Origin of the sequence: Aromatoleum petrolei, from assembly GCF_017894385.1 — a bacterium.
Lineage (GTDB): Bacteria > Pseudomonadota > Gammaproteobacteria > Burkholderiales > Rhodocyclaceae > Aromatoleum > Aromatoleum petrolei.
Window position 1 is genome coordinate 1,503,260 of sequence record NZ_CP059560.1, and the last position, 17,219, is coordinate 1,520,478.

Consider the following 17,219-nt stretch of genomic DNA (forward strand, 5'->3'; position numbering starts at 1 on the left):
GAATGACCCGCGCCTCTTCCGAGGAACACCGATGAGCTACCTCCAGGACGAAAAACCCGTCACCCTGTCCGAGCTTGCCAAGATGCGCAGCGAAGGGCGCAAGATCGCCATGCTCACCTGCTACGACGCGAGCTTTGCCGCGCTGCTCGAACGCGCCGGCGTGGACGTCGCGTTGGTCGGGGACTCCCTCGGCAACGTGGTGCAGGGGCAAAAATCGACCCTGCCGGTAACCCTCGACCAGATGGTCTACCACACCGAGTGCGTGGCCCGCGCCAACACCCGCCTGTTCATCGTTGCCGACATGTCCTTCGGCAGCTACCAGGAAAGCCCCGAACAGGCGCTGCGCAACGCCGCGCGCCTGATGGCGGCCGGCGCCCACATGGTCAAGCTCGAAGGCGGAGCTTTCATGGCCGAGACCGTGCGCTTCCTCGTCGAACGCGGTGTGCCCGTGTGCGCGCACATCGGCCTCACGCCGCAGTCCGTGAACCAGCTCGGTGGCTACCGCGTGCAGGGCCGCAGCGAAGCGGGCGCCGCGCAACTCAAGGCGGATGCGCTCGCGCTTGAGCAGGCGGGCGCCGCGCTGATGGTGATGGAAATGGTGCCCGCCCCCCTCGCCGGCGAAGTCACTGCCAGCCTCACCTCGATGGCCACGATAGGCATCGGTGCCGGCCCCGCCTGCGACGGCCAGGTCCTGGTGCTGCATGACATGATCGGCGTCTATCCCGGGCGCAAGGCGCGCTTCGTCAAGAATTTCATGCCCGGCGCCGCAAGCATCGACGAAGCCGTCGCCCACTACGTAAGCGCGGTCAAGGACGGCAGCTTCCCCGCCGCCGAACACTGCTACTGACTGCCCACCCGCAGGGGATACGCCATGCAGATCCACCACTCCATCGACAGCCTGCGCGCCGCACGCAGGGCCTCCGGCAAGGTCGCCTTTGTTCCGACCATGGGCAACCTTCACGACGGCCACATCGACCTCGTGCGCCAGGCAGCCCAGAAGGCCGACGCCGTCATCGCCAGCATCTTCGTCAACCGCCTGCAGTTCGGGCCGAGCGAGGATTTCAACAGCTATCCGCGCACGCTCGCCGCGGACTGCGAGCGGCTCGAAGCCGCGGGCGTCGCACACGTGTTCGCGCCCGACGAGACGGTCATGTACCCCGAGCCGCAGCATTACCACGTCGATCCGGCGCCGGCACAGATCAGCATCCTCGAAGGCGAATTCCGCCCCGATCACTTCCGCGGCGTCGCCACCGTCGTGCTCAAGCTGCTCAACATCGTGCAGCCGGACGTCGCGCTATTCGGCAAGAAGGATTACCAGCAGCTCATGGTGCTGAGCAACATGGTGCGCCAGCTTGCGATTCCCGTCGAAGTGCTGCCCGGCGAAACCGTGCGTGCCGCAGACGGACTCGCGCTATCCTCGCGCAACGGCTACCTCTCCCCCGAAGAACGTGCCGAGGCTCCGCGCCTCTATCGCCAGCTCGCGCGCATCTGCGAGGCCGTGCGCCGCGGCGATCACGACTTCCTCAAGCTCGAGACCGAAGCCGTTGCCGAACTCGCCGCACACGGCTGGAAGCCCGACTACATCGCCGTGCGCCGCCGCGCGGATCTGCAGCCGCCCCTGCACGCCGACGACCCCCTGGTGGTGCTCGCCGCCGCCAAGCTCGGGCGCACCCGCCTCATCGACAACCTCGAAATCTGACGCGCGCAGGGCCGTAGCGGCCCTGCCGGACATTGCGCACTTGCATCCGCGCGCGGTTCGTTTCAAGCTATGCCAGTATGCTCCCGATCGGCGGGAGAGCCGCGTGAATGCCTAACACGAACGGAGGGACACGATGCTTGCGACGACAGTGACAGTGCGGCAGATTCTCGAACAGAAAGGCTCGACGACGCACTCGGTGACACCCGGCGTCAGCGTCCTCGACGCCCTTGCGATGATGGCGAAACACGACATCGGCTCGGTGCTGGTGATCGAAAACGAGCGCCTCGTCGGCATCTTCACCGAACGCGACTACGCGCGGAAACTCGTCCTCAAGGGCCTCAATTCGCGCGAAGCCACCGTAGGCGACGTGATGACGCCGAACGTGTGCACGATCACCCCGTCGCTGGCGATCGACTCGGTGATGAACATCATGACGGAAAACCGCTTCCGTCACCTGCCGGTGGTCGAGCACGGCCGTATCGTCGGCATCGTCACGATCGGCGACGTGGTCAAGTCCATCATCGACCAGCAGGAAAAGACGATCAACCACCTGTCGAACTACATTGCCGGCGAACTGACGACTTGATTCCCGGCCGGGACGCAGACGCCGCGCTCCGGCCTTTTCAACGAGCCGATCAACCAGCGGCCCGGATTGAGGCGTCGCCTGGTTGAGGGGTTTTAATCCGCCAGCGCCTTGCCGACGATTTCCGCGACGTCGGGCGAAAGCCCGGGCGCGGCGGCGACCCGCGCGATCTGCGCGCGGATGCTCTGCCGCAGGGCAGGCGTGAAGCGCCGCCAGTTCTCCAGCGCTCGCGCCATGCGCGCCGCCACCTGCGGGTTGCGGCCATCCAGTGCGATTACCTGATCGGCCCAGAACGCGTGCCCGCTGCCGTCCGGCGCGTGGAATTCGGCCGCGTTCGCACGGAAGAAACTCCCCAGCAGCGCATACACCTTGTTCGGATTGGCGAGGCTGAAGGCCGGATCGTCCATCAGCGCGCGCACGCGCCCGAGCACCGGCGCAGCGCTTGCGTCCCAGCGCCAGACGGAGGCCTGCAGCGCGAACCACTTGTCCAGCACCAGAGCATCGTCGCGGTAACGCTCGTGGAAGCGCGACAGTGCCACCTCGCGCGCGGGGCTCGCACTCTGGACCAGGGCGGCGAGCGCACCGAAGCCCTCGGTCATATTGCCGAAGCGTGCGAACCGCGTCTCGGCGCGCGCCAGCCCCTCGGTGACACCTCCGGCCGCGAGATACTTCAGCGCGAGATTGCCCAGTGCGCGCCGGCCCGCGTCGCCGGGGTGATAGTGATACTCGCCCGGCACCTCCATTGCCGCCTCGATCGCCAGCCAGTCTGCCGCGAGCCCCTTGCCCAGTTCGCGCATCACGTGCATCATCGCGACACGCAGCGCGGCCGGATCGGCAGGCTCCATCCGCTCGAGGAGATAGGTCTCGGACGGCAGCGCCGCGGCCTGCGCGCGGAAGGCGGGGTCGAGCGCCCCGTCGTTCAGGAGGGCGCGGAATGCCGCGGCGAAGGCCTCTGGCAGGACCAGCGCACGACCCGAGGCGACATCCGCCGCGAGTGCGAAAATCACGCGCTCCGCGTAACGCTGGGCGGCATCCCAGCGGTTGAAGGCATCCGCGTCATGCGCCATGCGGAAGGCCAGCCGCTCGTCGCTCTCCTCGAGTTCCAGGATCACCGGCGCCGAGAAGCCGCGCAGCACCGACGGGACCGGCTCGGCAGCAAGTCCGGTGAAGCGGAACGTCTGCTCCGCCTCGGAAAGGACCAGCACCCGCGTCGTCGCACCGCCGTGGTTCTCGCCCTCCAGGCTCAGCGGCAGGTCCTTGCCGTCCGGTCCGATGAGGCCGACCGCGACGGGGATCACCAGCGGCGCCTTGTCCGGTTGACCCGGCGTGGGCGGCGTGTGCTGCGACAGGGTCAGCGTGTAGCTGCCGCTCGCCGCGTCCCACGCGCCCGCCGCCTTCACGCGGGGCGTGCCGGCCTGGCTGTACCACAGCATGAACTGGTCGAGGTCGTAACCGTTTGCCTCCGCCATGCAATCGACGAAGTCGTCGCAGGTCACCGCCTGGCCGTCGTGGTAGCTGAAGTACAAGTCCATGCCGTTGCGGAACCCCTCGGCCCCGAGCAGCGTATGCAGCATGCGGATGACTTCCGCGCCCTTCTCATACACCGTTGCAGTGTAGAAGTTGTTGATCTCCTGATAGCTCTCCGGCCGGATCGGGTGCGCCATCGGCCCCGCATCCTCGGGGAACTGGGCCGCGCGCAGCACACGCACGTCGTCGATGCGCTTGACCGCCCGCGCCGACGCCGCGCCCGCCTCACCCGCCGCCTGCGCCAGCATGTCCGCCGAGAACTGCTGGTCGCGGAACACCGTCAGACCTTCCTTGAGCGTGAGCTGAAACCAGTCGCGGCAGGTCACGCGGTTGCCGGTCCAGTTGTGGAAGTACTCGTGCGCGACGACGCTCTCGATGTTCTCGTAGTCGACGTCGGTCGCCGTGTCGGGCTTCGCCAGCACGTACTTCGCGTTGAAGATGTTGAGCCCCTTGTTCTCCATCGCGCCCATGTTGAAGTCGCTGACGGCGACGATCATGAAGCGGTCGAGGTCGAGTTCCAAGCCGAACACTTCCTCGTCCCAGCGCATCGAGTGCACCAGCGAATCCATCGCGTGCGGCGTGCGGTCGAGGTTGCCCTCCTCCACCCACACCTGCAGCAGCACCTCGCGCCCCGACGCCGTCTTGACGCGGCGCTCGAGAGCAACCAGCTTCGCTGCCACCAGCGCGAAAAGATACGACGGCTTGAGGAAGGGATCGACCCACTTCGCAAAATGGCGCCCGCCGGCGAGCGCCCCCTCCTCGACGAGGTTCCCGTTCGACAACAGCACCGGATAATCCGCCGCGTCCGCCTCCAGCGTCACCGTGAAGCGCGTCATCGCATCGGGGCGGTCGGGGAAGAAGGCGATGCGCCGGAAGCCCTCGGCCTCGCACTGCGTGAAGAACCCGCCGCGCGACACATAGAGGCCCGAGAGCGCGGAGTTCGCCTGCGGGTTGATGCGCGTGACGATGCCGACTTCGGCGCGATCGTCATCGAGCGCGATCTCCAGCCAGCCCTCGCCCCGCTTGAGCCGACTGTCTTCGGCCGGGCGGCCGTCGATGCTCACGCTCACCAGTTCGAGTTCCTCCCCCAACAGGCGCAGGGGATCGGCCGCCGAGGCGCGCCGGACGCAGCGCATCCGGCTCGTCACCAGGGTTGCCGCGGGGTCGAGCGCGAAATGCAGCTCGATGTTTTCGATGTTCCACGCCAGGGGCGTGTAATCGGATCGTTGGATGGTCGGGGCGTGTTCGCTTTTCATTGTTTCTCCGGCTGTCCGGCCGCAATGGGGACAAGCCGGGAGTATACGCCGCCCGTGGGATCCGACGCCCGCGTCAGGGCAGCAGGACGATGCGCGTGCCGGCGAGCCGGTCGTGCAGGAACTGGCGATCGCGGTCGACCAGCGCCCACGCCAGCCCCAGGCCGAAACACAGCAGCGACGGCCATGCCAGCGTGTAGCGCAGCCAGCCGGTCGCGACGCTGGGGGCGTGACCATCGGCGGTCACGAGGCACAGCTTCCAGGTCTGCATCGCCAGGGTCTGGCCGCGCCGCCGCCAGTACCAGATGAAATACGCCCCCAACGCGAGATAGATGTGCAGCCATGCGACCCACCCCGCCGGCGTGATGCCGAAGAAGACTCCGAGCAGCAGATACGGAACCATGAAGACCAGCGCGAGCACGCCCAGCAGCAGCAAGCCCTCATACAACATGCTGGCGAGTCGGCGGCGCAGGCCGGCGAGCTCTACCACCTGCGGCGCCGGCTGCGTCTGCATTGCCGAACGGGATTGAAGCTTGCGTGACGAATCCTGGATGTTGCGCCTCGAGTCTGTTTTCTTCATTACTTGTTGCCGCGCACAGGCGGTCGTTGAAGGGGGCGCACGATGCGCGGGCCGGACTTGAGCTGGCGCTCTTCGGGTGGGATGCTGCGGTAGCGCTGCCACTGTTCCTGCAGCGATTCGCGCCGCTCGCGCGGCATGCTGCGCAGCGCGCGATACTGGTCGCGGGCGCGCTCGCGCTGATCGGGGCGCAAGTTTGCCCAGTCGCGCATGCGGGCACTGATGCGCGCCTGTTCTTCCGGAGTCAGGCGCGAATAACGGTCGGCAACGCCCAGCCAGCGCTGGCGCTGCACCTCGCTCATCGAATTCCAGTCGTCCGACAGCGGCGCGAGCACCGAACGCTGCGCCGCTGTCAGGCCGGACCACGAAGGCGCACCGATCGGCGTGACCGCGAGAACCGGACCGCTCAGCGCGGCGACCAGGATCAGGATCGCGAGTCGTCCTGCAGCCATGCCTTGAAGTCCGAATCGAGATAGGCGTCGATCGGCAGGTCGTCGATCAGCAGCGCCGTATCGACCTCCTCCATCTCGCTCACGCGCAGCCAGGTGACCCAGTAATCGCCGGCCAGCACCGCGACGAGGATCGCGGCGGCAACTGCTGCCGGCCTCATCATGGGCGGGAACAAGCGCCGCAGCGCACTGGCGATCCTTGCGCCAAAGCCGGGCAGCGCCGGCCTGTGCGCGGCGAGCGCGCGCTCGCGCGCGAGCCGCAGGCGGTCAGCGACGTCGCCGTCCACGCCGCGCGCCGCAGCCGAGAGCTGGGCTGCGACCTTGCGGGCAAAAGCCTCCTCGTTCATAGCTCGATTCCCTTCGCTTTCAGGGCCGCCGCCAGCGTCTGCGTGGCGCGCGAACAATGGGTTTTCACGCTCCCCTCCGAGCACCCCATCGCGGCGGCCGTCTCGGAAATGTCCATTTCCTCCCAATAACGCATGATGAACGCTTCCCGTTGACGCGGCGGCAGGCGCTCGATCTCCCGCTCGATCGCCGCCAGCATGCGCGCACGCTCGTATTGCCCGTGCGGGGTGTCGGCCTTGGCGTCGTCGGGCGTACCGGCAAGGGTGTCGAGCGGATCGTTGTCGCTGTCCTGCTCGTCGTCGCCGACGAACGACGACAGCAGCGTCGTCCAGGTGTTGCGCACCTTCTGCCGCCGCAGCGCGTCGTAGATGACGTTCTGCAGGATGCGCTGGAACAACATCGGATATTCGCTCGCGGGACGCTCGCCATAGCTGACCGAGAGCTTGAGCATCGCATCCTGCACCGCATCCAGGGCCGCGTCGTCGTTGCGCAGCGCATACACCGCCTGCTTGAAAGCGCGCTTTTCGACACCCTGGAGAAAGGCGGAGAGTTCTGCCCGGTTAGCCAGTTCTGGATCCTTATGAAAACCGGTTATTCAGGCCATTGTGCGATGCCGCAGCAGCCTTGACCAAACTGCGCCTGACCGGTAACGTTCAGCGTTTCGGAACGTAAGAATAGCGAGTTTGCGATGGTGCTGACTGGAGCGGAAATTGTAATCAGGTGTCTGCAGGAAGAAAAGGTCGATTACGTCTTCGGCTATCCGGGCGGAGCGGTACTCTTCATCTATGACGCGCTGTTCAACCAGGACAAGGTGCGCCACGTGCTGGTGCGCCACGAGCAGGCCGCGGTGCATGCCGCCGACGGCTATGCCCGTAGCACCGAGAATGTCGGCGTCGCGCTGGTGACCTCGGGTCCGGGCGCGACCAACGCGGTCACCGGCATCGCCACCGCCTACTGCGACTCGATCCCGATGGTCATCATCAGCGGCCAGGTCCCGACCGCCGCGATCGGCCAGGACGCGTTCCAGGAAGTCGACACGGTCGGCATCACCCGCCCCTGCGTGAAGCACAACTTCCTCGTCAAGGACGTGCGCGACATCGCCGCGACGATGAAGAAGGCCTTCTACCTGGCGAAGACGGGCCGTCCCGGTCCGGTGCTGGTCGACATTCCCAAGGACGTGTCTATGCACAAGTGCGAGTTCGAGTACCCGAAGGAGGTCTCGATGCGCTCGTACAACCCCGTCATCAAGGGTCATCAGGGCCAGATCCGCAAGGCCGTGCAGCTGCTGCTCGAAGCCAAGCGCCCGATGATCTACACCGGCGGCGGCGTGGTGCTCGCGAACGCGGCCGAGCAGCTCACCAAGCTCACGCGCATGCTGGGCTTCCCCATCACCAACACCCTGATGGGCCTGGGCGGCTACCCGGCGAGCGACCGCCAGTACCTCGGCATGCCCGGCATGCACGGCACCTACGAAGCCAACATGGCGATGCACTACAGCGACGTGCTGCTCGCCGTCGGCGCCCGCTTCGACGACCGCGTGATCGGCAACCCGGACCACTTCGCCGAAGAGCCGCGCAAGATCATCCACGTCGACATCGACCCCTCGTCGATCTCGAAGCGCGTGAAGGTCGACGTGCCCATCGTCGGCGACCTCAAGGAAGTGCTCGACGAGATGATCCGCCAGCTCGAGGCCAATGCCGCCCGCCCGAACCCCGAAACGCTCGGCTCGTGGTGGAAGCAGGTCGACGAATGGCGCAGCCGCGAGTGCATGAAGTACAAGAACTCGGACGAGATCATCAAGCCGCAGTTCGTGATCCAGAAACTGTGGGAAGTCACCGGCGGAGACGCCATCGTGACCTCCGATGTGGGCCAGCACCAGATGTGGGCCTCGCAGTACTACCGCTTCGACAAGCCCCGTCGCTGGCTCAACTCCGGCGGCCTGGGCACGATGGGCGTGGGCCTGCCTTACGCGATGGGCGCACAGCTCGCCAATCCGGGCAAGCAGGTCGCATGCGTGACCGGCGAAGCCTCCATCCAGATGAACATCCAGGAGCTGTCGACCTGCAAGCAGTTCCGCCTGCCGATCAAGATCTGCAACCTGAACAACCGCTACCTCGGCATGGTGCGTCAGTGGCAGCAGCTCTTCCACGGCGAGCGCTATTCCGAGTCCTACATGGATTCGCTGCCCGACTTCGCGAAGCTCGCCGAGGCCTATGGCCACGTCGGGCTGAAGATCGAACGCCCGGCGGACGTCGAGGGCGCGCTGCGCGAGGCCTTCGCACGCAAGAACGATCTGGTGTTCCTCGACTTCCAGATCGACCAGACCGAAAACGTGTACCCCATGGTTCAGGGCGGCAAGGGGCTCACCGAGATGATCCTGTCCGCCGAAGACCTGTAAGCATCGACCAGAGACACTAAATGAGACACGTCATCTCCCTGCTGATCGAGAACGAATCGGGCGCCCTGTCGCGCGTGTCGGGCCTGTTTTCCGCCCGCGGCTACAACATCGAATCCCTGACCGTCGCGCCGACCGAGGATGCCTCGATGTCGCGCATGACCATCGTCACCACCGGATCGGACGACATCATCGAACAGATCACCAAGCAGCTGAACAAGCTCGTCGAGGTGGTCAAGGTCGTCGATATCTCTGAGGCCGCGCACATCGAGCGCGAGCTGATGCTCACCAAGGTCCGCGCAACCGGCAAGGACCGCGAGGAGATGAAGCGCATGGCGGAGATTTTCCGCGCGCGCATCATCGACGTCACCGACACGTCCTACGTCATCGAACTGACCGGCAACCAGTCGAAGCTCGATGCCTTCATCAGCGCAATCGACCCGGCGCTGATCCTTGAAACGGTGCGCTCCGGCGTCTGCGGCGTCGGCCGCGGCGACCGCATCCTGAAGGTCTGACCCCGGCCCCGCGCCCCTTCCGGACAAGCACCCAAGCGTTTGCCACCGGCATGCCCGCCGTCATGATGGCGGCCGCCGGAAAACATCCCCACCGAAAGCAAAAAGGAAAAGCATGAAAGTCTATTACGACAAGGACGCCGACCTCTCCCTCATCAAGGGCAAGAAGATCAGCATCATCGGCTACGGCTCGCAGGGCCACGCCCACGCGCAGAACCTGAAGGATTCGGGCTGCAAGGTCACCGTCGGCCTGCGCAAGGACGGCGCCTCGTGGAAGAAGGCTGAAGCGGCCGGACTGAAGGTCGAGGAAGTCGCCAAGGCCGTCAAGGGCGCCGACATCGTCATGATCCTGCTGCCGGACGAGAACATCCCGGGCGTGTACTACAACGACATCGAACCGAACATCAAGAAGGGCGCCACGCTCGCCTTCGCGCACGGCTTCAACGTGCACTACAACCAAGTGGTGCCGCGCGAGGACCTCGACGTGATCATGGTCGCCCCCAAGGGCCCCGGCCACACCGTGCGCTCCGAGTACCTGAAGGGCGGCGGCGTGCCCTCGCTCATCGCCATCCATCAGGACCGCTCCGGCAAGGCCAAGGACATCGCGCTGTCGTACGCGGCGGCCAACGGCGGCACCAAGGGTGGCGTGATCGAGACCAACTTCCGTGAAGAGACCGAAACCGACCTCTTCGGCGAACAGGCCGTGCTGTGCGGGGGCGCCGTCGAGCTGGTGAAAATGGGCTTCGAGACGCTGACCGAAGCCGGGTACGCGCCGGAGATGGCCTACTTCGAGTGCCTGCACGAGCTCAAGCTGATCGTCGACCTGATGTACGAGGGCGGCATCGCGAACATGAACTACTCGATCTCGAACAACGCCGAGTACGGCGAGTACGTGACCGGGCCGGAAGTCATCAACGCACAATCTCGCGAAGCCATGCGCGCCGCGCTGAAGCGCATCCAGACCGGCGAGTACGCCAAGATGTTCATCCAGGAAGGCAAGACCAACTACCCGTCGATGACCGCGCGTCGCCGTCTGAATGCAGCCCACCCGATCGAGCAGGTCGGCGGGCAGCTGCGCGACATGATGCCCTGGATCAAGAAGAACAAGCTGGTCGACCAGTCGAAGAACTGAGCCGCATCGGCATAACAGGCCGGGCTGCGCCGTGCGCGCGGGCCCGGCCTTTTTCATATCGGATTCACCATGGCCAACAGCAATTATCCTCATCCCATCCTGGCTCGCGAAGGCTGGCCGTTCATCGCGATCGCGCTGGTCGTGGCGCTGGTGATCAACACCTCGGCAGGCTTCGGCTGGGCCCTGCCCTTCTGGATCGTGTTCGCGTTCGTCGTGCAGTTCTTCCGCGACCCGCCCCGCCCGATCCCGCAAGGCGCCAAGGATGTCCTGTCGCCGGCCGATGGCCGCATCGTGGCGATCGAGCCGGTGCGCGACCCCTACCTCGACCGCGACTGCGTGAAGATCAGCGTGTTCATGAACGTCTTCAACGTCCATTCGAACCGCATCCCCGTCGACGGTGAGGTCAAGCAGCGCTGGTACAACGCGGGCCGCTTCGTGAACGCCGCGCTGGACAAGGCTTCGGTCGAGAACGAACGCAACGCGCTGCACCTGGTGACGCGCGACGGCCAGGACGTCACCTGCGTGCAGGTCGCCGGCCTCGTGGCGCGCCGCATCCTGTGCTATGTCGAACCGGGCGCCAAGGTGGCGCGCGGGCAGCGCTACGGTTTCATCCGCTTCGGTTCGCGCGTGGACCTGTACCTGCCGCCGGGAACGCGCGCGCGCGTGACGATCGGCGACAAGGTCTCGGCCTCGAGCACCATTCTCGCCGAGCTTCCCTGATCGCGCGCCACCGACGGGGCGGCCATCCCTGCCGCCCCGTCGCTGCGTTAGAATCGGCAACCGGCCACCACGCGCACCGGCCCTGCGCAGGAACGTCATATTCCATGCCACTGATCTCGAACGAAAAACGCCGCCGCGGCATCTACATCCTGCCCAACCTGTTTACCACCGCCGCCCTGTTCGCCGGCTTCTACGCGATCGTTCAGGCGATGAATCAACGCTTCGAAGTGGCGGCCGTGGCGATCTTCGTGGCGATGGTGCTCGACGGCCTGGACGGCCGTGTTGCGCGCCTGACGCGCACGCAGAGTGCCTTCGGCGCGGAGTACGATTCGCTATCCGACATGGTGTCCTTCGGGGCGGCCCCCGCCCTCGTGGTGTATGAGTGGGCGCTCAAGGACACCGGCAAATTCGGCTGGATCGCGGCCTTCATCTACTGCGCGGGCGCCGCGCTGCGCCTGGCCCGTTTCAACACCAACATCGACGTCGTCGACAAGCGCTTCTTCCAGGGCCTGCCGAGCCCGGCGGCGGCGGCGCTGGTCGCGGGACTGGTGTGGGTCGTCACCGACCTCGGCCTCGCGGGGCAGGACGTGCGCTGGCTTGCGGGCATGCTGACGATCTTCGCCGGCGTGTCTATGGTCAGCAACGTGCTGTTCTGGAGCGGCAAGGACATCAACCTGCGCAAGAGCGTACCCTTCATCGTCGTCATCGCCCTGGTGATGGCGTTCGCGCTGGTATCGAGTTACCCGCCGGGAGTTCTCTTCGGACTCTTCCTCGTTTACGCCGGATCCGGCTACGTCGTGTATGCGATGCGCTGGATGAAGCAGCGGCGCGAACAGGCCGCTGCCCCCGCACCGACACCCGACACGTCAGGCAACGACGAGGACGAAGCGGACAGCGCTGCGAAATAGGTACGGCTGGAACGCGGAATCCCGGGAGCCGCGTTCCCTCCTCGTCCGCCCTCGCGAGGCCGGACACCCTTTGCGGGTTTTCACGAATTCTTCACCGGGCCTTGAGCGCCGCTTGACGGCCGGACTGCGAGCATCCACGTCTGCCCGCATCCGGAGTCCTGCATGTCCGCCCTGCCCTCGTCCCGCCAGCTCAACGCGTACTTCCTGGTCACTTGGCTGGTCGCGCTTGCGCAGCTGTTCTCGCAGCAGGGTGCGCGCGAGTACGCGAGCCTCGCGGTGGCGGGCTGGACGCTCGCGGCGACGCTCTCCTACGCCTTCATGTATGTTCTGCCGAGCCTCGCGCTCGGGCATGCACTGCGCCGGCTTCTGGACGGCCGCCGGACGCTTCGCAGCGCGCCCGCGGTCCTCGCTGCCGCAATGATCGTGCTGACCGGACTCACGCAGGTGCTGCTCTTCGCGGACCGCGTGATCCACGAAATGTACGGCTTCCACATCAATGGCTTCGTCGTGAACCTGGTGTTCACGCCGGGCGGCATCGCGTCGCTCGGCGCCAGCCGCAGTACCGAACTCACTGCCGGCGCGATCATCCTTGCACTGTGCGCACTGCAGGCCGCCGCATGGCTGTGGCTCACGCGTCCCCGCGCCGGGACAACCGTCTGGCGGCTGCGCGGGGCCTGGGCCGTGGCGCTGTTCATCATGCTGACCACCGGCGAGCGCATCGCCTATGGCTACAGCGAGATGTCGAACTACCAGCCCATCCTGTTCGCCAGCGAGCGCTTCCCCCTGTATCAGCCGCTGACCTTTCGCAATTTCGCACAGAAGCTCGGCTTCAAGGTGGATCAGGCAGAGGCGCGCAGCATGCAGGTCCGGGAAGAAAGCCTCAGCTATCCGCAGCAGCCGCTGCGCGTGACCGCCCCGGAAAGGCCCCTGAACATCGTGTGGCTGGTCGCCGAGTCGCTGCGTTTCGACATGCTCGACCCGAAGATCATGCCGCGCCTTTGGGCGTTCTCGAACGACGCCCTGCGCCTGGAAAAGCACTTCAGCGGCGGCAACATGACGCAGATGGGCGTGTTCTCGATGTTCTACGGCCTGTACGGCAACTACTGGTTCCCGATGCTCGCCGCGCGTCGCGCGCCGGTACTGATGGACGTACTGCAACAGCAGCAATACCAGTTCAGCCTGAACACGAGCCAGCGCTTCACCTATCCGGCCTTCGACAAGACGGTGTTTGCCAACATGCGGGCGGAGGACCTGCACCCGCTCGAAGGCGGCGCGCCGGCGTGGCAGCGCGACGTGCGCAACATCGACGCACTGATCAACTTCATCGACAAGCGCGATCCGGCACGCCCGTTCATGACCTACATGTTCTTCGAGTCCACGCACGCGAACTACGACTATCCGCCCGAAGCCGAAATCGCAAAGCCGGTGCTGCAGGATTTCAACTACCTGACGGCGGATTTCGGCCTGCAGATCGGGCAGATCAAGAACCGCTACATCAACGCCGCACACCACGTAGACAGCCAGATCGGGCGCATGATCGACCACCTCGAGAAGCGTGGCCTGCTCGAGAACACCATCGTGATCGTCCTCGGAGACCACGGCGAGGAGTTCATGGAGCGCAGCCGCTGGGGCCACAGTGCGGAGTTCAACCGTTTCCAGACGAGCACGCCGGCAGTCATTCGCGTTCCCAGCCGCGCACCGCGGGTCGTGACCGGCATCACCAGCCATCTCGACATTCCCGCGACCCTCATGCCGCTGCTCGGCGTGCAGAACCCGCCGGAGGACTATTCGCTGGGCCACGATCTGCTATCGCCGGATTATCACCGCGACTACGCAGTGGCCGCGGACTGGAATCGCCTCGCCTACATCGGCGACGACGTCAAGGTGACCTTCCCGGTCAACGCGATCGGCGCCGTACGCAATGAGGCGACCGACGGCGACGATCACCCGCTCGCGAGCGCAGACGAGGCGATCGCCTCGATCCGTTCGGCGATGGTGGAAATCATGGCCAATCTGGCGCGATTCAGCCGACACCGCGGATAATGACGGGGGCGTCACGCCCTGCCCCCGACTGGAGACTGAAATCCGCATGCGGCTACTGCTGGTGGAAGACAACCGCGACATTCTTGCGAATCTCGCGGATTACCTTGCGCTCAAGGGCTATGAGGTCGATTGCGCACAGGACGGGTTGACCGGCCTGCATCTCGCCGCGACCCAGCACTACGACCTGATCGTGCTCGACGTGATGCTGCCTGGAATGGACGGCTTCACGCTGTGCCAGCGCTTGCGCGACAGCGAGCGCAGCCACGTGCCCGTGATCATGCTGACCGCGCGCGACACGCTCGACGACCGGCTGCAGGGTTTTCGCACCGGCGCAGACGACTACCTGACCAAGCCCTTTGCCCTGTCGGAACTCGCTGCGCGCATCGCCGCGGTGCTCAAGCGAACGCGCGGCGGCGGGCGGCGTGTGCTCAGCGTCGCGGATCTGGAATACGACCTCGACACGCTCGCGGTCGTACGTGCAGGGCAGGCGCTGCACGTCGGTCCCATCGGTCTCAAGCTCCTCGAAGTGCTGATGCAGAAGAGCCCCGGCGTCGTGCGTCGCGAGGCACTGGAGAGCGCACTATGGGGCGATTCGCCGCCGGACAGCGACAGTCTGCGCAGCCACATCCACACGTTGCGGCAGCAGATCGACAAGCCCTTCGGCACCCCGCTGCTGCACACCGTACACGGCGTCGGCTACCGGCTGGCCGAAGCATAGGATGAAACGGAACCCCGCGCAGGCATGCGCGCACCGAAACGTGGCCCGAGGGCTGAGATGAGGGCGCCGCAGAGCCTTGCTTCGCGCATCGTCGCAGCATTCGTGCTGATGGCCGCGGTCGTGGCGGGCGTTTTCGCGCTGATCGTCGTCAACGCCATCGACACCGTGGAAACGCGCCTCGTCAGCGATGCGATGAACCGCCAGCTCGATTTCATCATCGACGAAGCGGACGCCGGACGGTTTCCGGCGCTCGGCCCTGGTCTGGACTTCTATGTCGCGCCTGTGGGCGCGAGTGCGTCGCTGCCCGCGTGGCTCGCGCCGATGCGGCCGGGTCTGCACGAAACGGAGAACGACGACGAGGCGTATCACGTGCTGGTGCGCGATCGCAACGGCATGCGCCACGTCCTCGTCCTCGACCAGGACGATTTCGAGCGACGCGAAACCATGCTGTTCGTCGCAGTGACGGCTGGGGTCGTGATTTCCATCCTCGCCGCGGCACTGCTCGGCCGGGCGCTCGCACGCACGGTGATCTCGCCAGTCGTGCGCCTATCCGGACAGGTGCAACACCGTGAACAACAGCTGCCGCTTGCGCCGCCACTGGCAACAGAGTACGCCGAAGACGAGGTCGGCAAGCTCGCCGCTGCCTTTGATGAGACGCTGGGAAGCCTGCGTGCGGCGCTCGAACGCGAACAGCTCTTCACCAGCGACGTGAGCCACGAGCTGCGCACGCCCCTGATGGTGATCGCCAGCTCCTGCGAGCTGCTCGAGGCGCAGGCCTTGGCACCGCCGCAGCGCGCGCAGGCCGACCGGATCTCCCGCGCCTGCGCGGAGATGCAGGAGCTGGTGGAGACCTTCCTCGGCCTCGCGCGTGCGCCGCAGGAGCGCGGCACGAAGCTCGCGGGCACCTCGCTCGCCGCCGTGGCGACCGAGCAGCTCCATCGTTGGCAACCCGAGGCGACGCAGCGCGGTCTCGCACTGGATCTTGTGAGCGAAGGCGTTGACGAGGGCGTCTATCCGGCCCCCCTCTTGCGCGCGGTGCTGACGAACCTGGTGCGCAACGCGATCCACTACACCGATGCAGGCTTCGTGCGCGTGGTACTGCGCGATGGCGGCTTCTCGGTGCTGGATTCGGGCGCTGGCATTCCGGAGGCGGAGCGCGCGCTGGTATTCCGTCCGTTCGCGCGTGGCGGCAGCACGCGGGGGGACGGCATCGGCATCGGCCTGTCGCTGGTGAAGCGCATCTGCGACAGGCAGGGGTGGAAGATCACCCTGTCTGCCCGCGAGGGCTGCGGCTGCGAATTCCGCGTGGAGCTGCGCACCTCCTGATGCGGCGCCGAAGCGCCGCCGAGGTGCGACCGCCGATCAGCGCGTAAGCTCGGCGGTGAGCTTCTTCAGGTCGAGCGTACGGGCGCGCTCGGCGATATCGGGCGAGTAGCGCTGCTGCAAGCCCTTGGCGTTGTCGAAGAGTTGGCCGAAAGAGGCCTTGAGCGCAGCCCCGTCAAGGCGCCGCCCGTCCGCGTAGTATCGCTTCGCGACATGTCCCAGCGCATACGTCGTCGCGAAGGAGAACGCCGACCCGGTCGCCTCGCTGCCTATCGTGCGACCGACCTTGCCAAGCACCTTGCCCAGCAGGCCGCCGACGAGTTTGCGACCGAACTGCTCGACATACTGGGAGGTCAGGCCCACACCGACCGTTGCGAGGAAGTCGGTAATGTGGCCTCGGTCGAGCTCGAAGCCATAAGCCTTGCCGACGCGATACACGAGGCGGGTCTGCAGCGGAATGATCGCCATCGATGCAAGCGACTCGGGCAGCAATTCGAGCGCTCCATTCAGGATCGCGGCATTGAGGATCATCTTGTCGAGCTCGGCCTGATCCGGCCCCGCAGGTGCTGCCGATGGCACGGCAGCCGGCATCTCCGGGAGGGGTCTGTCGACCGGGGCCCCGGCGAGCGCATCAGCGGCGTTCACAATTGCCGCCGCATCGCTGCGCCCGAGCTGCAGCAGGGATCCGAGGCGCTCGAGGAAGGCGGTTTCGGCCGCGTTGTGCACGCCGTCTGCATCGCACACGCCGACGGCCATCTCGAAAGCGAGCTGACGCAACTCGGGCGTGTCCAGCCCGGCAGCAGCCTGCTCGAGCGTCACGCGCTTCAGCAGGACGTCTTGATACAGCGACATCACGTCCACGCCGGCACCGGCCGACAGTGATTCGGCCGTGCGGCGCACATGCTCGCGCTCGCGCGGGTCGTTGTGGCCGTCGGCGAAGGCCGCCATCAGGCAGACGGTGGTCAGGGAGCGATTCTGTTCGGGAGTCATCGTTTCTCTTCTCGCAACAACAAAGGGGTTCAGTCGGGCTCCGAC

Annotated in this window: 17 protein-coding genes; 11 read left to right on the forward strand and 6 right to left on the reverse strand. The window is 66.0% G+C overall.

From position 1 onward, the window contains the following. Positions 1-31: 31 nt before the first annotated feature. From panB to ToN1_RS06895, 3 genes are all read left to right on the forward strand, one after another. Positions 32-847 (forward strand): 3-methyl-2-oxobutanoate hydroxymethyltransferase, encoded by an 816-nt coding sequence (panB, locus tag ToN1_RS06885; RefSeq protein WP_169208447.1) that lies wholly within the window; start codon positions 32-34, stop codon positions 845-847. Between the two features lie 24 nt (positions 848-871). Continuing rightward, positions 872-1,699: a pantoate--beta-alanine ligase gene (gene panC, locus ToN1_RS06890; RefSeq protein ID WP_169208446.1), complete on the forward strand. Its 828-nt coding sequence runs from the start codon at positions 872-874 to the stop codon at positions 1,697-1,699. A gap of 133 nt (positions 1,700-1,832) precedes the next feature. After that, the gene (locus ToN1_RS06895; RefSeq protein ID WP_169208445.1) at positions 1,833-2,285 is read left to right on the forward strand and encodes a CBS domain-containing protein; all 453 of its coding nucleotides are present in this window, start codon (positions 1,833-1,835) and stop codon (positions 2,283-2,285) included. 92 nt (positions 2,286-2,377) lie between these two features. On the opposite strand, the gene pepN is transcribed toward ToN1_RS06895, so the two are convergent. The 5 genes from pepN to ToN1_RS06920 all read right to left on the reverse strand — a co-directional run bounded on the left by pepN (position 2,378) and on the right by ToN1_RS06920 (position 7,028). Next, positions 2,378-5,065 carry an aminopeptidase N gene (gene pepN / locus ToN1_RS06900; RefSeq protein ID WP_169208444.1) on the reverse strand — a complete coding sequence of 896 codons (2,688 nt, stop codon included), beginning with the start codon at positions 5,063-5,065 and terminating at the stop codon, positions 2,378-2,380. Positions 5,066-5,138: 73 nt separating this feature from the next. After that, entirely contained in the window at positions 5,139-5,576 is a 438-nt protein-coding gene (locus ToN1_RS06905; protein ID WP_244861039.1) for an RDD family protein, read from the reverse strand. Positions 5,577-5,641: 65 nt separating this feature from the next. Further along, on the reverse strand, positions 5,642-6,091 hold the full coding sequence (locus ToN1_RS06910; RefSeq protein WP_169208442.1) for a DUF3106 domain-containing protein: 450 nt from the start codon (positions 6,089-6,091) through the stop codon (positions 5,642-5,644). Beyond that, positions 6,064-6,435 (reverse strand): DUF3619 family protein, encoded by a 372-nt coding sequence (locus ToN1_RS06915; protein ID WP_169208441.1) that lies wholly within the window; start codon positions 6,433-6,435, stop codon positions 6,064-6,066. Before ToN1_RS06915 ends, ToN1_RS06910 begins: the two co-directional genes overlap by 28 nt. Further along, positions 6,432-7,028 carry an RNA polymerase sigma factor gene (locus ToN1_RS06920; RefSeq protein WP_210148124.1) on the reverse strand — a complete coding sequence of 199 codons (597 nt, stop codon included), beginning with the start codon at positions 7,026-7,028 and terminating at the stop codon, positions 6,432-6,434. The genes ToN1_RS06915 and ToN1_RS06920 overlap by 4 nt, the downstream gene beginning before the upstream one ends. Before the next feature lie 93 nt (positions 7,029-7,121). Here ToN1_RS06920 and ToN1_RS06925 point away from each other — a divergent pair, with 93 nt between their 5' ends. The 8 genes from ToN1_RS06925 (at position 7,122) to ToN1_RS06960 (ending at position 16,187) form a co-directional block, all read left to right on the forward strand. Further along, positions 7,122-8,831, forward strand: coding sequence for an acetolactate synthase 3 catalytic subunit (locus ToN1_RS06925; RefSeq protein ID WP_169208440.1), 1,710 nt, complete (start codon positions 7,122-7,124; stop codon positions 8,829-8,831). Between the two features lie 20 nt (positions 8,832-8,851). Further along, positions 8,852-9,343: an acetolactate synthase small subunit gene (gene ilvN / locus ToN1_RS06930; RefSeq protein WP_050417078.1), complete on the forward strand. Its 492-nt coding sequence runs from the start codon at positions 8,852-8,854 to the stop codon at positions 9,341-9,343. A 112-nt stretch (positions 9,344-9,455) separates the two neighbouring features. Further along, positions 9,456-10,472, forward strand: a complete 1,017-nt coding sequence (ilvC, locus tag ToN1_RS06935) for a ketol-acid reductoisomerase (RefSeq protein WP_018988850.1) — start codon at positions 9,456-9,458, stop codon at positions 10,470-10,472. Between the two features lie 69 nt (positions 10,473-10,541). Further along, positions 10,542-11,192, forward strand: a complete 651-nt coding sequence (locus tag ToN1_RS06940; RefSeq protein ID WP_210148048.1) for a phosphatidylserine decarboxylase — start codon at positions 10,542-10,544, stop codon at positions 11,190-11,192. A gap of 104 nt (positions 11,193-11,296) precedes the next feature. After that, a complete protein-coding gene (gene pssA, locus ToN1_RS06945; RefSeq protein WP_169208800.1) occupies positions 11,297-12,100 on the forward strand; it encodes a CDP-diacylglycerol--serine O-phosphatidyltransferase in 804 nt (267 codons plus the stop codon). Positions 12,101-12,262: 162 nt separating this feature from the next. Then, positions 12,263-14,143: a sulfatase-like hydrolase/transferase gene (locus ToN1_RS06950; protein WP_169208801.1), complete on the forward strand. Its 1,881-nt coding sequence runs from the start codon at positions 12,263-12,265 to the stop codon at positions 14,141-14,143. A gap of 46 nt (positions 14,144-14,189) precedes the next feature. After that, positions 14,190-14,861, forward strand: a complete 672-nt coding sequence (locus tag ToN1_RS06955; protein WP_169208802.1) for a response regulator transcription factor — start codon at positions 14,190-14,192, stop codon at positions 14,859-14,861. Positions 14,862-14,918: 57 nt separating this feature from the next. Continuing rightward, on the forward strand, positions 14,919-16,187 hold the full coding sequence (locus ToN1_RS06960) for a sensor histidine kinase (protein ID WP_169208803.1): 1,269 nt from the start codon (positions 14,919-14,921) through the stop codon (positions 16,185-16,187). A gap of 36 nt (positions 16,188-16,223) precedes the next feature. On the opposite strand, the gene ToN1_RS06965 is transcribed toward ToN1_RS06960, so the two are convergent. After that, complete coding sequence (locus ToN1_RS06965; RefSeq protein ID WP_169208804.1) at positions 16,224-17,174, reverse strand: YcjF family protein; 951 nt, start codon at positions 17,172-17,174, stop codon at positions 16,224-16,226. Positions 17,175-17,219 lie beyond the last annotated feature (45 nt).